Annotated in this window: 14 protein-coding genes; 12 read left to right on the forward strand and 2 right to left on the reverse strand. The window is 62.2% G+C overall.

The window, feature by feature from the left end:
- Positions 1-113 precede the first annotated feature (113 nt).
- The 4 genes from cysS to JQ629_RS27400 all read left to right on the forward strand — a co-directional run bounded on the left by cysS (position 114) and on the right by JQ629_RS27400 (position 4,444).
- A complete protein-coding gene (gene cysS / locus JQ629_RS27385) occupies positions 114-1,742 on the forward strand; it encodes a cysteine--tRNA ligase (RefSeq protein WP_212415270.1) in 1,629 nt (542 codons plus the stop codon).
- Between the two features lie 114 nt (positions 1,743-1,856).
- Positions 1,857-2,366 (forward strand): GNAT family N-acetyltransferase, encoded by a 510-nt coding sequence (locus tag JQ629_RS27390; RefSeq protein WP_212415271.1) that lies wholly within the window; start codon positions 1,857-1,859, stop codon positions 2,364-2,366.
- Positions 2,363-3,961, forward strand: coding sequence for a citramalate synthase (gene cimA / locus JQ629_RS27395; RefSeq protein WP_212415272.1), 1,599 nt, complete (start codon positions 2,363-2,365; stop codon positions 3,959-3,961). The genes JQ629_RS27390 and cimA overlap by 4 nt, the downstream gene beginning before the upstream one ends.
- A gap of 105 nt (positions 3,962-4,066) precedes the next feature.
- On the forward strand, positions 4,067-4,444 hold the full coding sequence (locus tag JQ629_RS27400; protein WP_212415273.1) for a VOC family protein: 378 nt from the start codon (positions 4,067-4,069) through the stop codon (positions 4,442-4,444).
- Positions 4,445-4,489: 45 nt separating this feature from the next.
- On the opposite strand, the gene JQ629_RS27405 is transcribed toward JQ629_RS27400, so the two are convergent.
- Both JQ629_RS27405 and JQ629_RS27410 read right to left on the reverse strand, forming a co-directional pair.
- Positions 4,490-4,891 carry a RidA family protein gene (locus JQ629_RS27405; protein WP_212415274.1) on the reverse strand — a complete coding sequence of 134 codons (402 nt, stop codon included), beginning with the start codon at positions 4,889-4,891 and terminating at the stop codon, positions 4,490-4,492.
- A 21-nt stretch (positions 4,892-4,912) separates the two neighbouring features.
- Entirely contained in the window at positions 4,913-5,518 is a 606-nt protein-coding gene (locus JQ629_RS27410; protein ID WP_212269529.1) for an LOG family protein, read from the reverse strand.
- Positions 5,519-5,731: 213 nt separating this feature from the next.
- On the opposite strand from JQ629_RS27410, the gene JQ629_RS27415 reads away from it, so the two are divergent.
- The 8 genes from JQ629_RS27415 to JQ629_RS27450 all read left to right on the forward strand — a co-directional run bounded on the left by JQ629_RS27415 (position 5,732) and on the right by JQ629_RS27450 (position 15,268).
- Positions 5,732-7,678 carry an ABCB family ABC transporter ATP-binding protein/permease gene (locus tag JQ629_RS27415; RefSeq protein ID WP_212415275.1) on the forward strand — a complete coding sequence of 649 codons (1,947 nt, stop codon included), beginning with the start codon at positions 5,732-5,734 and terminating at the stop codon, positions 7,676-7,678.
- Between the two features lie 58 nt (positions 7,679-7,736).
- Positions 7,737-8,441, forward strand: a complete 705-nt coding sequence (locus JQ629_RS27420) for a phosphatidylserine decarboxylase (RefSeq protein ID WP_212269531.1) — start codon at positions 7,737-7,739, stop codon at positions 8,439-8,441.
- A gap of 79 nt (positions 8,442-8,520) precedes the next feature.
- A complete protein-coding gene (locus JQ629_RS27425) occupies positions 8,521-9,405 on the forward strand; it encodes a CDP-alcohol phosphatidyltransferase family protein (protein WP_212415300.1) in 885 nt (294 codons plus the stop codon).
- 142 nt (positions 9,406-9,547) lie between these two features.
- The gene (locus JQ629_RS27430; RefSeq protein WP_211996613.1) at positions 9,548-10,267 is read left to right on the forward strand and encodes an RraA family protein; all 720 of its coding nucleotides are present in this window, start codon (positions 9,548-9,550) and stop codon (positions 10,265-10,267) included.
- A gap of 53 nt (positions 10,268-10,320) precedes the next feature.
- The gene (locus JQ629_RS27435; RefSeq protein WP_212415276.1) at positions 10,321-11,289 is read left to right on the forward strand and encodes a tripartite tricarboxylate transporter substrate-binding protein; all 969 of its coding nucleotides are present in this window, start codon (positions 10,321-10,323) and stop codon (positions 11,287-11,289) included.
- 285 nt (positions 11,290-11,574) lie between these two features.
- Positions 11,575-12,348 carry a motility protein A gene (locus tag JQ629_RS27440; protein WP_212031723.1) on the forward strand — a complete coding sequence of 258 codons (774 nt, stop codon included), beginning with the start codon at positions 11,575-11,577 and terminating at the stop codon, positions 12,346-12,348.
- A 33-nt stretch (positions 12,349-12,381) separates the two neighbouring features.
- Positions 12,382-13,209, forward strand: coding sequence for an OmpA/MotB family protein (locus tag JQ629_RS27445; RefSeq protein WP_212031722.1), 828 nt, complete (start codon positions 12,382-12,384; stop codon positions 13,207-13,209).
- Between the two features lie 160 nt (positions 13,210-13,369).
- Positions 13,370-15,268, forward strand: coding sequence for a potassium transporter Kup (locus JQ629_RS27450; RefSeq protein WP_212268906.1), 1,899 nt, complete (start codon positions 13,370-13,372; stop codon positions 15,266-15,268).
- Positions 15,269-15,370 lie beyond the last annotated feature (102 nt).

A 15,370-nucleotide genomic window follows, 5' to 3' on the forward strand; every position in this document is an offset into this window, starting at 1 on the left:
CCTCGCCATCTGCAGCATTTGCCGCGAGATTATTAGCTAGCGATTCGCTGGCTGAGGCCGTCTTTTCTCAAAATGAGATCACTGGACGCCCGGCCGTAAGGTACGGATATCCCATGTCATTACGCCTCTACGATACGTTGACGAAGGAAAAGCGGCCGTTCACGCCGCTCGATGCCACGAACGTCGGCATGTATGTCTGCGGACCGACGGTCTACGACTTCGCCCATATCGGCAACGCACGCCCGATCATCGTGTTCGACGTGCTGTTTCGGTTGTTACGGCACCTCTACGGCGACGCCCACGTCAAATATGTCCGCAACATCACCGACGTCGACGACAAGATCAACGATCGCGCGGCGCGGGATTTTCCGAGCCTGCCGCTGAACGATGCGATCCGCAAGGTCACGGAACTGACGGAAAAGCAGTTTCACGACGACGTCGATGCGTTGGCTGCATTGCGGCCGACGGTCGAACCGCGCGCCACCGAACATATTGCCGAGATGCGCGAGATCATCGAAAAGCTGGTGCAGGCAGGTTTCGCCTATGTAGCCGAGGATCACGTGCTGTTCTCGCCGCAGGCGATGAACGCCGCAAATTCGGTGTTGCCGCGCTATGGTGCACTCGCTAACCGCTCGCTCGACGAGATGATCGCGGGCGCCCGCGTCGACGTCGCCCCCTACAAGCGCGACACCACCGACTTCGTACTGTGGAAGCCCGCCAAACTTGGCGAGCCGTCATGGCCGTCGCCGGCAGGCATTGCGGCGCCGGGGCGCCCGGGTTGGCACATCGAGTGCTCGGCGATGGCGTGGAAACATCTCGGCGAGAAGTTCGACATCCATGGCGGCGGCATCGACCTGGTGTTTCCGCACCATGAGAACGAGCTCGCGCAAAGTTGCTGCGCCTTCCATGCGCCGCGAATGGCCAGCGTCTGGATGCACAACGGCTTCCTGCAGGTCGAAGGCGAGAAGATGTCGAAGAGCCTCGGCAACTTCGTCACGATCAGGGAATTGCTCAACTCATGGACCGGCGCGGTCATGAGGTACGCGATGTTGCAGACCCACTATAGGCAGCCGATTGATTGGACCGTCTCTCGACTAGAGCAGGCGCGTCAAGAAATGGGAAGCTGGGCAGCCATGTATTCAGGCTCGGAAGCTCATCATGACTATCAGCAGAGGAAATTCAGAAAAGTAGCGCCGCAGCCTACGCAAGATCTTGTGGACGCTCTCGAAGATGATCTCAACACGCCAAATGGGGTGGCCGTTCTTAGAAAGCAATTTTCTCCCGCCGCAGGTCTTACCAAGGAGTTTTTCCAGAATTGCGAATTTCTTGGATTGCTCAACGGAGAGAACATAGGTGCTCTGGAGGATACTCACGTATTAGGTACAAATGTTCAGCCTCGCCTCCTATTTGATGCGATCCCGTATGTCATGAATTTCCGAGTGGGAACGGCCAACAATATTCCGGAGGTTATCCAGCGAGCGGAATCTGATTTAGCAGCTATCGGGATTAAGGCTGTGATCCGGCGTGATGCTTATGTCGATATTGTTCCTCTCGATAAATCTTCTGAGTTGGATTCGGCAACGATAGACGCACTGATCGCCGACCGGACCGCTGCACGTGCCCGGAAAGACTTCAAAGAGTCTGATCGTATCCGCGATCAGCTTGCTGCTATGAAGGTCGTCTTGAAGGACAGTAAGGATGCAGACGGCAACCCAATAACGACTTGGGAGGTCTCACGATGAGTCGTCCTGATACACCTTTCCCAAAACACTGGCGCTACTACATCTTCATCAAATGGGCTGTGATCGTGGCTGCGGTCGTGCTCGTGCTCAGATTGTTCGGAGTATTTTGACGCAATGGGACAGTCGTTGCCCAAACCTGCACTACGGCCGTTCCTTGCAGCGGATACTTCTGTTGTGGCAGCGATTTTTGTTGCCGCGATTCAGGAGTTGACCGGCGACGATTACAGCGAGGCGCAGCAGGAAGCCTGGGCGTCGGCGGCCGATGATGAGGAACAATTCGGCAAGAAGCGGGCCGGTGAATTGACCCTGATCGCGACGCTGCAGAATTCGCCGGTCGGGTTTGCCTCCCTGAAGGGCGCCGATCACATCGAGATGCTCTTCGTGCACCCGGGCGCAGTGGGGCAGGGCGTCGGCGCCATGCTGTGCGATGCGCTGGAAAAGCTTGCCGGTGCGCGCGGCGCCAAGATTCTTACCGTTGACGTCAGCGACAACGCGCAGGAATTCTTCCTCAAGCGCGGTTACGTCGCCATGCAGCGCAACACCGTCACCATCAATGGTGAATGGCTCGCCAATACCACGATGCAGAAGACGCTGGCCGAGGCCGCGCCGGGAGCGCCACAATGAGCCGCGAACGCCTTTATCTGTTCGACACCACGCTGCGCGACGGCGCGCAAACCAACGGCGTCGACTTCACGCTGCATGACAAGCAGATCATCGCCGGCATGCTCGACGAACTCGGCATCGACTATGTCGAAGGCGGCTATCCCGGTGCCAATCCGACCGATACCGAATTCTTTGCCACCAAGCTGAAGCTCGACCATGCGCGCTTTACCGCGTTCGGCATGACGCGCCGTCCCGGCCGCTCGGCTTCCAACGATCCGGGGCTGGCGGCACTGATCGAAGCCAAGGCGGATGCGATCTGCTTTGTCGCGAAAGCCTCGGCCTATCAGGTGCGGGTCGCGCTCGAAACCACCAATGAGGAAAACCTTGCCTCGATCCGCGACAGCGTGAGTGCCGCCAAGGCCGCCGGCCGCGAGGTGATGGTGGATTGCGAGCACTTCTTCGATGGCTACAAGGAGAATTCCGAGTTCGCGCTGGCCTGCGCCAAGGCGGCTTACGAGTCCGGCGCGCGCTGGGTGGTGCTGTGCGACACCAATGGCGGCACCATGCCGCATGAAGTCGAGACCATCGTCGGCGACGTGATCAAGCACATTCCCGGCGGCAACGTCGGCATCCACGCCCATAACGACACCGAGCAGGCGGTCGCCAACTCGCTCGCGGCGGTGCGCGCCGGGGCGCGGCAGATCCAGGGCACGCTGAACGGGCTCGGCGAGCGCTGCGGCAACGCCAATCTCTGTTCGCTGATCCCGACCTTGCGGCTGAAGAACGAATATTCGAACGCCTTCGAGATCGGCGTCACCGATGAAAAGATGGCGACCTTGATGAAGGTGTCGCGGACGCTCGACGACATGCTGAACCGCGCGCCGAACCGCCACGCCGCCTATGTCGGCGAAAGCGCCTTCGTGACCAAGACCGGCATCCACGCCTCCGCGGTCATGAAGGACCCGCACACGTATGAGCACGTGCTGCCCGAACTGGTCGGCAATCATCGCAAGGTGCTGGTGTCCGATCAGGCCGGCCGCTCCAATGTGATGGCTGAACTCGACCGTGCCGGCATCCCTTACGAGAAAAGCGATCCGAAGCTGGCGCGTCTGGTCGAGGAACTGAAGGAGCGCGAGGCGGCCGGTTACGCCTATGAGTCCGCCAATGCGTCGTTCGATCTGTTGGCGCGGCGTACGCTCGGGCGGGTGCCGGAATATTTCCGGGTCGAGCAGTTCGACGTAAATGTCGAGCAGCGCTACAATTCCAACGGCCAGCGCGTCACGGTGGCGCTTGCGGTGGTGAAGGTCGATGTCGCCGGCGAGCGGCTGATCTCGGCCGCGGAAGGCAATGGTCCCGTCAACGCGCTCGACGTCGCGCTGCGCAAGGACCTCGGCAAATACCAGACATACATCGAAGGCCTGAAGCTGATCGATTATCGCGTTCGTATTCTCAATGGCGGCACGGAGGCGGTGACGCGGGTGCTGATCGAGAGCGAGGATGAAAACGGCGATAGCTGGATCACGGTCGGCGTGTCGCCCAACATCATCGACGCTTCGTTCCAGGCGCTGATGGATTCGGTGGTCTACAAGCTGGTGAAGTCAGGCGCGCCGGTGTGAGGCTTACTGTCATTCCGGGGCGCGAAGCGAACCCGGAATCTCGAGATTCCGGGTTCGATGCTTCGCATCGCCCCGGAATGACGAGGCAGCAATCGAAGGTGCCGTATGCTCGATCACGTCTCCGTCGGCGTTGCCGATCTCGAACGCGCGGCGCGCTTCTATGAACCGACACTTGCGGCGCTCGGCCTGACGCAGCTGGTGACGCGCCCCGCTACCATCGGCTTCGGCAAAACCTATCCCGAATTCTGGATCAACCTGCGCGCCGGCATGCTGCCGGTCGCGCCGGAGAGCGGCGTGCACATCTGTCTTCGCGCGCGGTCAGCTGATGCGGTCGATGCCTTCCACGCCGCGGCGGTCGGCGCCGGCGGCCGCTCCGACGGCGCGCCAGGTGTCCGCCCGCACGACCGCGTGAAATACTACGCGGCGTTCGTCATCGATCCCGATGGCAATCGCATCGAGGCGGTGACGTTTCCCGATTTGTAGCAATGATCGGAAGCCAGGCAGCGATAGCGACGAAGCTCCGTCAGCTCAGTCGACGACTGCGACGGCCTCGATCTCGACCAGCCACTCGGGCAGTGCGAGCGCGGATACTCCGACGAGCGTGCTCGCCGGTGGGGCACCCTTGGCAAAGAAGGGCGACCGTGCCTTGCCGATGATCGCCCGATGCTCGGGTTTGTAATTCACGACATAGGTGGTGATCTTCACGACGTCGCCGAAGTCGGCGCCGGCCGCGGCAAGGGCGAGCCCGACATTGCGCATCACCTGTTCGGTTTGCGCGGCCAGATCCCCGGCGCCGACCAGTTCGCCGTGCTCATCGATCGACACCTGTCCCGCCGTGTAGATCGTGCGCGTCCCGGTGGCTGCGACGACTTGCGAGAAGGCCGCATTGTGCAGCAGTCCTTGCGGGCGAGGGTGCTCCAGCGTGCTCATGCCCGGAATCCTTCTACCTACCTACAGCCGTCGCGCGACGTCCGGCGCCATCTCCTGGGTGCCCGCGGGCGCAAGGGCTGCGGCGGCGCGCAGGCGAGGCAGGACGTCCTCGACGCGTTCGGCCTTCAGGACCTCGACGTCCAGGGCAGGGCGGATGAACTGATTGGCGCGCATATGCGTCAATAGCGCGATCAGCGGCTCCCAGAAATCGTCGATGTTGGCGAGCAGCACCGGTTTGGTGTGCCGGCCGAGCTGTTGCCAAGTCATCTGCTCGACCAGTTCCTCCAACGTGCCGACGCCGCCGGGAAGGGCGACGAATGCGTCGGAGCGTTCGAACATCAGCCGCTTGCGCTCGTGCATGTCAGGCGTGACGACCAGTTCGGTAAGGTTCGGATTCATGCGCTCGCGGTTGGCGAGAAAATCCGGAATGATCCCGGTAACGGTGCCACCGTGATCCAGCACGGATTTGGCAACCGCGCCCATCAGGCCCACCGATCCGCCGCCATAAACGAGGCGGATACTGTTCTCGGCGAAGACCTTGCCCAGCGCGATCGCAGCTTCGACGAAACGGGGGTTCGAGCCGGAGCCGGAGCCGCAATAGACGCAGACGGTTTTGATTTGGTTCATGCAATTTATGTGGCACTGCAGCGTAGAAAGCTCAAGTCCGAGATTATACTGCCACAGTGGTTTTGAACCCGAAATGCGGGCAAACCGGAGAAAGTTTTGCCTTTCAAGGCTGTACGCGGCGTTTAAACGCTCTATATGACGAGCAGAATGACGATCAATGGAAACCATGTAACGGCGAACGGGCGCGCCATCAGACTTTTGGGCGCTTGATCCATGGCCGATACTGATTCGCGAGCCGACGAAGCGCCATTGCCCGATAGCTCCTCCCTCGAAAAGGCGACCCTGATCGGGACGCTGGTGCATTTGTGGCCCTATATCTGGCCCGGCGACCGCGCAGACCTGAAAATGCGTGTGGTCTGGTCGATGGTGCTGCTGCTCGTCGCGAAGCTCGCGACGCTGACGGTGCCCTTCACCTTCAAATGGGCGATCGACGCGCTCAACGGCCACGGCAGCGCGCCGGTGGAACCGTCGAACTGGACGCTGTGGCTGATCGCGTCACCCTTGCTGATGACCGCAAGCTACGGCGCGGTGCGGGTGCTGATGGCGGTGCTGACGCAGTGGCGCGACGGCATCTTCGCGCGCGTTGCGATGCATGCGGTACGCAAGCTCGCCAACATCACCTTCGTACACATGCACGAGCTGTCGCTGCGCTTCCACCTCGAGCGCAAGACCGGGGGACTGACCCGCGTGCTGGAGCGCGGCCGCACCGGCATCGAAGTGATCGTGCGGATGGTGATCCTGCAACTGATCCCGACCATCGTCGAGGTGTCGCTGTTGATGGCGGTGCTGCTGTGGCAGTTCGACTGGCGCTACGTGCTGGTCACCGCGGTCACGGTCGTGATCTATATGTACTACACCTACATCGCGACCGAATGGCGGATCGAGATCCGCCGCAAGATGAACGATTCCGACACCGAGGCGAACACCAAGGCGATCGACTCGCTGCTCAACTACGAGACCGTAAAATATTTCAGCGCCGAGCAGCGCGAGGCCGCGCGCTACGACCGCTCGATGGAGCGCTACGAGCATAACAGCGTGAAGACCTATACGTCGCTCGCGGTGCTCAACACCGGGCAGGCGGTCATCTTCACGCTCGGTCTCACCGCGACCATGCTGATGTGCGCGATCGGCGTGCGCAACGGCACCAACACCGTCGGTGACTTCGTCATGGTCAACGCCATGATGATCCAGTTGTACCAGCCGCTCAATTTCATGGGCATGGTCTATCGCGAGATCAAGCAGGCGGTGATCGACATCGAGAAGATGTTCAGCGTGCTGTCGCGCAATCCCGAGATCAAGGATATCCCGAGCGCCGTGCCGCTGGTCGTCGGTTCGGGCAATGTGCGTTTCGAAGACGTGCGGTTTGCCTATGACCCCGAGCGTCCGATCCTGAAAGGCCTCAGCTTCGAGGTGCCGGCGGGCAAGACGGTTGCGATCGTCGGACCCTCGGGGGCGGGCAAGTCGACGATTTCGCGGCTGCTGTTCCGCCTTTACGACGTTTCCGGCGGTCAGATCCTGATCGACGGCCAGGACATCAGGAACGTCACCCAGGCGTCGCTGCGCGCCTCGATCGGCATGGTGCCGCAGGATACCGTGCTGTTCAACGACACCATCCGCTACAACATCCGCTACGGCCGCTGGGACGCCAGCGATGCGGAGGTGGAGGAGGCCGCGCAACTGGCGCAGATCGACAGCTTCATCCGGTTGTCTCCGCTGGGATATGAGACCCAGGTCGGCGAACGCGGACTGAAATTGTCCGGCGGCGAGAAGCAGCGCGTCGCGATCGCGCGCACCGTGTTGAAGGCGCCGCCGATCCTGGTGCTCGATGAGGCGACCTCGGCGCTCGATAGTCATACCGAGCATGAAATCCAGGAATCGCTCGAGCGCGTCTCGCGCGGCCGCACCTCGCTGGTGATCGCGCATCGGCTCTCGACCATCGTCGGCGCCGACGAAATTATCGTGCTGGATCAGGGCCGCATTGCCGAGCGCGGCACGCATGCCCGGCTTTTGGCTTCCGGCGGACTTTATGCCAGTATGTGGAACAGGCAGCGCGAAGCCGAGGAGGCGCGGGAGAAGCTCGCGCAGATCGACGACGACAACGAGGCGCCCAACCGCACCCCGCCGCCGGTCCAGGATCCTCTGGTCACCGCTGCGGAATAATTTGAAATACAGCTCGATCCCGAAAGAACGGGACCGGGCCAGCCAATAGTGAGCCTCGATGTCGATTGCCAATTCCATCCGCGCGCAAATCCCGCCGATCCATCCCGAGGGCTATCCCTTCATCGGCGGCTTTGCGCTTGCTAGCCTCGTCCTGTTCTGGATCTGGACGCCGCTCGGCTGGATCGGCACGATCCTGACGGTCTGGTGCGCGCTGTTCTTCCGCGATCCCGTGCGCGTCACCCCGGTACGCGAAGGCGTCGTGGTGTCGCCGGCCGACGGACGGGTCTCGATGATCTCTCAGGTGTTGCCGCCGGCCGAGCTTGGTCTCGGCGACCGGCCGCTGCTGCGCATCTCGATCTTCATGAGCGTGTTCAACTGCCACGTGAATCGCAGTCCGGTGGCAGGCCGGATCGACCGTATTGCCTACCGGCCCGGCACCTTCATCAATGCCGAGCTCGACAAGGCCAGCGAAGACAATGAGCGCAACTCGCTGGTGATCTCGACCGCCAGCCATGGCCGCATCGGCGTGGTCCAGATCGCAGGCCTGGTAGCGCGACGTATTGTCTCGTTCGTGCGCGAGGGGCAGACGATCGGCGCCGGCGAGCGGTTCGGCCTGATCCGGTTCGGCTCGCGGCTCGACGTCTATTTGCCCGAAGGCGGCAAATCGCTGGTTTCCGAGGGCCAAACCGCGGTCGCCGGCGAGACCGTGCTGGCCGATCTCGGCGGCGCCAGCGAGCAGGGGCGGACCTTCCGCGCCGATTAACCATCCGAATGGCTGAGGCGCCTGCCGGCCGCCACAATGGCGGTGCAGGCTGGCGCTTGCTATATATTGGCGAGCCATGATGATACCCGATCCCAAATCTCCGGAAATGCGCCGCCGCCGGTTTCGTCCGATTCCGATCCGGATGCTGGTGCCGAACTTCATCACGTTGCTGGCGATCTGCGCCGGGCTGACGGCGATCCGGCTGTCGATCGAAGGCCGCATGGAACTCGCAGTTGCCGCGATCGTCTTCGCCGCGGTGCTGGACGGGGTCGACGGCCGCGTCGCGCGCATGATCAAGGGCCAGTCGAAATTCGGTGCCGAACTCGACAGCCTCGCGGACTTCGTCAATTTCGGTGTCACGCCCGGCCTGATGCTGTATTTCTGGCAGTTGCATGAACTCGGCAATGGCGGCTGGATCGCGGCCATGGTGTATGCGATCTCAGGCGGCCTGCGGCTGGCGCGGTTCAACGCCAGCATCGACGATCCGAACAAGCCCGCGTTCGCGGCAAATTATTTCACCGGCGTTCCGGCGCCACTCGGTGCGCTGACCGTGATGCTGCCGATCTATCTGGTCTTTTTGGGCGTCCCGCAGCCGCCGGCCCTACTGACCGCGTTCTATACGCTGCTGATCGGATTCCTGATGGTGTCGCGGCTGCCGGTGCTTTCCGGCAAGACCGTGCGCATGCGCGTGCCGCCGGAAATGGTGCTGCCGGTTTTCGTCTCGGTGGTGTTCTTCATCGCGCTGCTCGTGAGCTATCCCTGGTACATTCTCTCGGTCGGGACGGTGCTGTATCTGTTGAGCCTGCCGTGGGGCTGGAAAACCTATCGCGATCATGAGCGAAACGCCGCTGCCGCGCTGGCGGCTGCGACCACCGATGCCGCGGCACCCGCCGGTCCGGCAACCGTATTCCCGGCGGCTCCGGCCGACGCCGAGCATGACGATCGGCCGGCGCGGCTGAACTGAGCCGCCAAGCGACTTCCGTTATATCTGCCAAGATAGCTGCCATGAGCGCCGGCCGAGTTGGGTTCGAACCCAATCTCGGCTATAGGGCTTAGCGATATCCGGCTGCCCAGAATTCCGGCCCAAAAATCAGGAGAGAAACGCAGTGACCCAGTCCGCTTCCGCCCCGCTACCGGCTTCCGTGCTTGAGGCGTTGGCCCGCTACGACACGCCGACGATCTGCAATGCGATGGAAATCGTGGCGCCTGAGCGCCGGCTGATCGGCTACACCACCAAGCCGCTGGTCTGCCCGTTTCCCGATCTGCCGCCGATGGTCGGTTATGCCCGCACGGTGACGATCCGCTCGGTCCTGAAGTCCAGCCTGCCGGCCGAGGAGGCATCGAAGCGGCGCATCGAGTATTACGAGTATATGGGCACCGGCCACGGTCCGCGCATCACGGTGATCCAGGACATCGACGGCCCCGACGTCGGCTACGGCGCGTTTTGGGGCGAGGTGCAAAGCAACGTGCACAAGGCGCTCGGCTGTCTCGGCGTCATCACCGACGGCTCGATCCGCGACATCCCGCAATGGGCGCCGGGCTTCCAGGCCTTGGCTGGCTCGATCGGCCCGTCGCACGCGTGGGTGCATGCGGAAAATTTTGGCGGCGAAGTCCGCGTCGCCGGCATGACCGTTCGTTCCGATGATCTCATTCATGCCGACAGCCACGGCGCGATCGTGATCCCGCACGACATCGCCGCCAAGGTGCCGGATGCCTGCGAACTTTGTGCCCGTCGCGAGACGCCGATCCTGGAGATCGCGCGCAGCCCGGACTTCACGCTCGAGAAACTGAAAGCGGCGCTGAAGCGCTCGGCCGAAATCCACTAACGAAAAAGGCCACCGGCAAAAGCCGGGGTCGTTCACAGACGAGGGGAAACGTCATGAGAGCCTTTTGGGCGGCGCTGTCATTGCTTGTCATTGCCGGCGTCGCGGAGGTCGAGGCGCAGACCTATCCGTCGCGCCCCATCACGCTCGTCGTTCCCTTTCCGCCGGGCGGATCCACCGACGCCGCCGCCCGGATCATGGCCGAGCGGATGCGCGCAACGCTCGGCCAATCGATCGTGATCGAAAATGTCGGCGGTGCCGGCGGCAGCATCGGCGTCGGCCGTGTCGCTCGCGCCGCACCGGACGGTTACACCTTCGACATCGGGCAATGGGACACCCATGTCGGCAGCATCATCTACAAGCTCGACTATGATCTGGAAAAGGATTTCGAGCCGATCGCGCTGATCTCCAACAACCCCCAGCTGATGGTCGCCAAGAAAGATCTGCCGGCGAACACGCTTGGCGAACTCGTGACCTGGATGAAGGCCAATCCCGGCAAGATCAATTTCGTCAACCAGAACGCGGCTGCCAACGTCACCGGCGTCATGTTCGAGAAGCTGACCCGGCAGAAGGTGCAGTTCATTCCCTATCGCGGCGCAGGACCGGCGATGACCGATCTCGTCGCGGGTACGGTGGATCTTCTGGTTGTGCAGGGTGCGGTGGCGCTGCCGCAAATCCGCGCCGGCGCGATCAAGGCGCTGGCCAATCTGTCGGTGGCGCGCTCCGCCTCGATGCCTGATATCCCGACGGCGGACGAGACCGGCGTGCCCGGACTTTATATGTCGGGCTGGTTCGGCTTCTGGGCGCCGAAGGGAACGCCAAAGGACATCATTGCCAAGCTCAACGCGGCAACCGTCGAGGCGCTGGCCGATCCGGCGATCCAGAAACGCTTTACCGAGCTGGGGCTCGACGTCGCCCCGCGCGCACAGCAGACGCCGGAGGGCCTCGCCGCTTTCCAGAAGGCCGAGATCGACAAATGGTGGCCGATCATCAAGTCCGCCGGGATCGGTGTGCAGGCGCAGTGAACCGACCGGAAGAATTGAAGGCTCCTCGCGTCCCGCGACGGCCGGCGGTTTATGGTTAGCAAAAGGTTGAAGTCGCGCCACGGCATCAATCCGGCACATGGCGCCGATTCTGGACGTCTTTCAGCGTTCGGGACGCCGGCCCTTCGCAATTGTACGGCACAGCCTCGGCTTAACCTTTACGCGTCTTTAACAGCGCCGACGTAGGGTTCAGTTTGCGCGGCCCCCGAATGGGCGTCGCCGTCGTCCAGCACGGGCGGGTCGTTCGCGTACGCGTCGGAGTTCAGAATGGATATCACCACGCTCATTGGCCTGGTCGCCGGCGCCATCGTGCTATGCACGCTGATCCTGATGGGTGGCGATTTCCGGATGTTCTACGACATCCACGCCGTCATCATCATTTTCGGCGGTTCGTTCGCGGCGACGCTGATCCGGTTTCCGCTCAGCGCGATCCTGCATGGCATGCCGCTCGGCGCCAAATTCGCCTTCACGATGAGCCGTCTGTCGGCGCGCGACCTGGTCGATGAACTCGCCCGTATCGCCGAAATCGCCCGCAAGCAGGGTCCGGTCGGGTTAGAAAAGGTCGATACCAACGAGCCGTTCCTCGCCAAGGGAATCCGCTACGTCGCCGACGGTTACGATCTCGAATTCATCCGCGACAACCTCGAGCGCGATCGCGACAATTTTCTGATGCACCTGAACGAAGGTTCGAAGATCTATCGCGCCATCGGCGACTGCGCGCCGGCGTTCGGCATGATCGGCACGCTGCTCGGCATGGTGCAGATGTTCTCGAACATGCAGGATCCTTCAAAACTCGGTCCCTTCATGGCCGTCGCCTTGCTGGCAACGCTGTACGGCGCGCTGGTCGCAAACCTGATCTGTCTGCCGATCGCCGACAAGCTGCATGGCAAGCTGCTCGACGAGGAGACCAATCGCACGCTGATCATCGACGGCATCCTGATGATCCGCGACTCCAAGAGCCCGGCACTGGTGCGTGAAATGCTGCTGGCCTATCTGCCCGAGAAACATCGCCACGAGGAAGGCGAACTGGCTCCCGCCTGATCCTCAGGCAGCATCCAGGCGCGGACATAGAGCATGGCCAAGAAAAAACGCGAAGAGGCACATGGCGGTCACGGCTGGTTCGTGACGTTCGCCGACCTGATGGCGTTGCTGCTGGCCTTCTTCGTGATGCTGGTCGCGTTCTCGAGCCAGGACAAGGATAAGCTGAAAATCGTCGCCGGCTCGATGCGCGAAGCGTTCGGCGTGCAGACTGAAGTGCGCTATTCCGGCATCGTCGAATCCGACGGTCTGCCGACGCGGCCGAAGCTGAAGAGCGCCGCTCATATTTCGCCGGAGGAAGCCTCCGCCACGCCGACCCCGGACGAAAAGGACCGCACCCGCGAGAGCGGCGCCAAGCTGACGGTCGACCGCGAATTCGCGCTGGCTTCGGCGTCGTTGCGGCAGGCGTTGCAGGACCTGCCGGAACTGACCGAGATGTCCAAACACATTATGTTCGAGGAGACCAGCCAGGGCCTCAATCTCGAGATCGTCGATCAGGAAGGGCGGTCGATGTTTGCCGATGGCTCCAAGGTGCCCCATGACCGCACCCGCCGGCTGATCCAGAAGCTCGCGGTTCCGCTGAAGGCGACGCCACTGCGATTGTCGATCGTCGGCCACACGGCGGCAGGCTTCCTGCCGGCGCGAAGCGATTATGGCGCATTCGATCTTTCGGCTGACCGCGCCAACACGGTGCGTCAGATCCTGGAGCGCGAAGGCCTGCCGCCGTCGCACGTCTTTGCCGTATCCGGCAAGGCCGACAGTCAACCGCTGTTTCCCGATGATCCGACGTTGCCGGCAAACCGTCGCGTGACCATCACATTAATGCGCGAAAATCCACCGCTTCCACCAGGTCTGAAGCCGTAATTCGCCGTAACTACCATCTTACCTCTCCAATAGTGTGATGAAATTTGCTTTGCTTGGGTGCCGCATCCCCAGCGGTGCTATGCTCGGCGATGATTGACAGGCGACGCAGAAGCGTCGATAGCCGCCCGGATCAAATAATTGAGAGCGTGTTTCCCGCGTCATGACTGTCAGCGCCACATCCACCGAGGCCCATGAGGGGCAGGTCACCTCAGGCTTTTGGGCCCTGACACTGGGCAGCATCGGCGTGGTGTTCGGCGACATCGGCACGTCGCCGCTGTATGCATTCCGCGAAGCCGTAACCCATGCTGCAGCGGGCGGGCCGGTGTCGCGCGAGATCGTGCTCGGCGTACTCTCCCTGATCCTGTGGTCGCTGTTCATCGTCGTGACCGCCAAATATGTGCTGCTGCTGCTGCGCGCCGACAATCATGGCGAGGGCGGCACGCTCTCCCTGATGGCGCTCGGTCAACGGGCGCTGGGCCGGCGCAGCTGGGTGTTGATGGCGCTGGGCGTCGTCGGCGCCTCGATGTTCATCGGCGATTCCATGATCACGCCGGCGATTTCGGTTTTGTCGGCGGTCGAAGGTCTCAAGCTCGTCGCGCCGGCGCTCGACCATTATGTGGTGCCGCTGACGATCTTCATTCTGGTGCTGCTGTTCTCGGTGCAGAGCAGCGGCACCGCGCGCGTCGCGTCGGCGTTCGGACCGGTCATGGTGGTCTGGTTCGCGACGCTGACGATTTTGGGCCTCATCCACATCAGCGACGATCCCACCGTTTTGCAGGCGATCAATCCCTATTACGCGATCCAGTTCGTGCTTTCGCACGGCATGATCGGACTGGTGACGCTGGGCCTGGTGTTTCTGGCGGTGACCGGCGGCGAGGCGCTTTATGCGGACCTCGGGCATTTTGGACGCAAGCCGATTCAGGCCGGATGGTTCTATCTGGTGATGCCGGCGCTTCTGATCAATTACTTCGGGCAGGGCGCCTTGGTGCTGTCCAATCCGGCGGCGATCGTAAGCCCGTTCTACCGGCTGGCCCCCGAAATCCTGCTGCTGCCGCTGGTGGTGCTCGCGACGGCGGCCACGGTGATCGCGAGCCAGGCCGTGATCACGGGCGCCTATTCGCTGGTGCGGCAGGCGGTGCAACTCGGCCTGTTGCCGCGGTTCGAGGTTCGTTACACCTCCGAGACCCATGCCGGGCAAATCTACCTGCCGCGGGTCAACCGGATGCTGCTGCTGGGAGTGATCCTGCTGGTGCTGCTGTTCCGCACCTCGAGCGGACTGGCGTCGGCCTACGGCATCGCCGTCTCCACCACCATGGTCGTCGACGGCATCATGGGCTTTGTCGTGATCTGGAAATTGTGGAACTGGCGCGCGGCGACAGCGGCCGCGTTGATCCTGCCGCTCGTAGTTGTTGATATGGCGTTCTTCACCGCCAACCTGTTGAAGCTGCTTGAAGGCGCCTGGGTGCCGCTGCTGTTCGGGGTCGCGATGGCGGTGATGATCTGGACCTGGCGCCGCGGCGCGGCGATCCTGATCGCCAAGACGAGGCGCATCGAGGTGCCGCTGATCGACCTGATCAAGAGTCTCGAAAAGCGTCCACCGCACATCGTCAAGGGCACTGCGGTGTTTTTGACCAGCGATCCGAATTTCGTGCCCACGGCGCTGCTGCATAATCTCAAGCACAACAAGGTGCTTCACGAGCACAATGTGATCGTGACGATCGAGACCGCACAGACGCCGCGCGTCGATCCGGCCGAACGCGTCAAGATGGAGACCATCAGCGAAAAATTCGCCACCGTGCGACTGCGGTTCGGCTTCATGGAATCGCCGAACGTGCCCAAGGCGCTGGTGATCGCCCGCAAGCTCGGCTGGCAGTTCGACATCATGGCGACCTCGTTCTTCGTCTCGCGGCGCTCGCTGAAGCCGTCGGCGCAGTCGGGAATGCCGCAATGGCAGGACCACCTGTTCATCGCGATGAGCCGGTCGGCCAACGATGCCACCGACTACTTCCAGATCCCGACCGGACGCGTCGTCGAGGTCGGCACTCAGGTAACTATCTGATTACCTGACGAAATTTCGGTCTGCCAGCCCCCTGGAACCCATGCGCTGAATGCATATCGGAGGCCTGAATTCAGGCTAACCTATGCATTCACGACAGGAGTA

This window comes from Bradyrhizobium sp. AUGA SZCCT0222, from assembly GCF_018130205.1.
Taxonomy (GTDB): domain Bacteria; phylum Pseudomonadota; class Alphaproteobacteria; order Rhizobiales; family Xanthobacteraceae; genus Bradyrhizobium.

Bases quoted from the DNA above. Each gene is read 5' to 3' on its own strand.
- cysS (WP_212415270.1), top strand. From the start codon at position 114: ATGTCATTACGCCTCTACGATACGTTGACGAAGGAAAAGCGGCCGTTC.
- JQ629_RS27390 (WP_212415271.1), top strand. From the start codon at position 1,857: ATGGGACAGTCGTTGCCCAAACCTGCACTACGGCCGTTCCTTGCAGCG.
- cimA (WP_212415272.1), top strand. From the start codon at position 2,363: ATGAGCCGCGAACGCCTTTATCTGTTCGACACCACGCTGCGCGACGGC.
- JQ629_RS27400 (WP_212415273.1), top strand. From the start codon at position 4,067: ATGCTCGATCACGTCTCCGTCGGCGTTGCCGATCTCGAACGCGCGGCG.
- JQ629_RS27405 (WP_212415274.1), bottom strand. From the start codon at position 4,891: ATGAGCACGCTGGAGCACCCTCGCCCGCAAGGACTGCTGCACAATGCG.
- JQ629_RS27410 (WP_212269529.1), bottom strand. From the start codon at position 5,518: ATGAACCAAATCAAAACCGTCTGCGTCTATTGCGGCTCCGGCTCCGGC.
- JQ629_RS27415 (WP_212415275.1), top strand. From the start codon at position 5,732: ATGGCCGATACTGATTCGCGAGCCGACGAAGCGCCATTGCCCGATAGC.
- JQ629_RS27420 (WP_212269531.1), top strand. From the start codon at position 7,737: ATGTCGATTGCCAATTCCATCCGCGCGCAAATCCCGCCGATCCATCCC.
- JQ629_RS27425 (WP_212415300.1), top strand. From the start codon at position 8,521: ATGATACCCGATCCCAAATCTCCGGAAATGCGCCGCCGCCGGTTTCGT.
- JQ629_RS27435 (WP_212415276.1), top strand. From the start codon at position 10,321: ATGAGAGCCTTTTGGGCGGCGCTGTCATTGCTTGTCATTGCCGGCGTC.
- JQ629_RS27440 (WP_212031723.1), top strand. From the start codon at position 11,575: ATGGATATCACCACGCTCATTGGCCTGGTCGCCGGCGCCATCGTGCTA.
- JQ629_RS27445 (WP_212031722.1), top strand. From the start codon at position 12,382: ATGGCCAAGAAAAAACGCGAAGAGGCACATGGCGGTCACGGCTGGTTC.
- JQ629_RS27450 (WP_212268906.1), top strand. From the start codon at position 13,370: ATGACTGTCAGCGCCACATCCACCGAGGCCCATGAGGGGCAGGTCACC.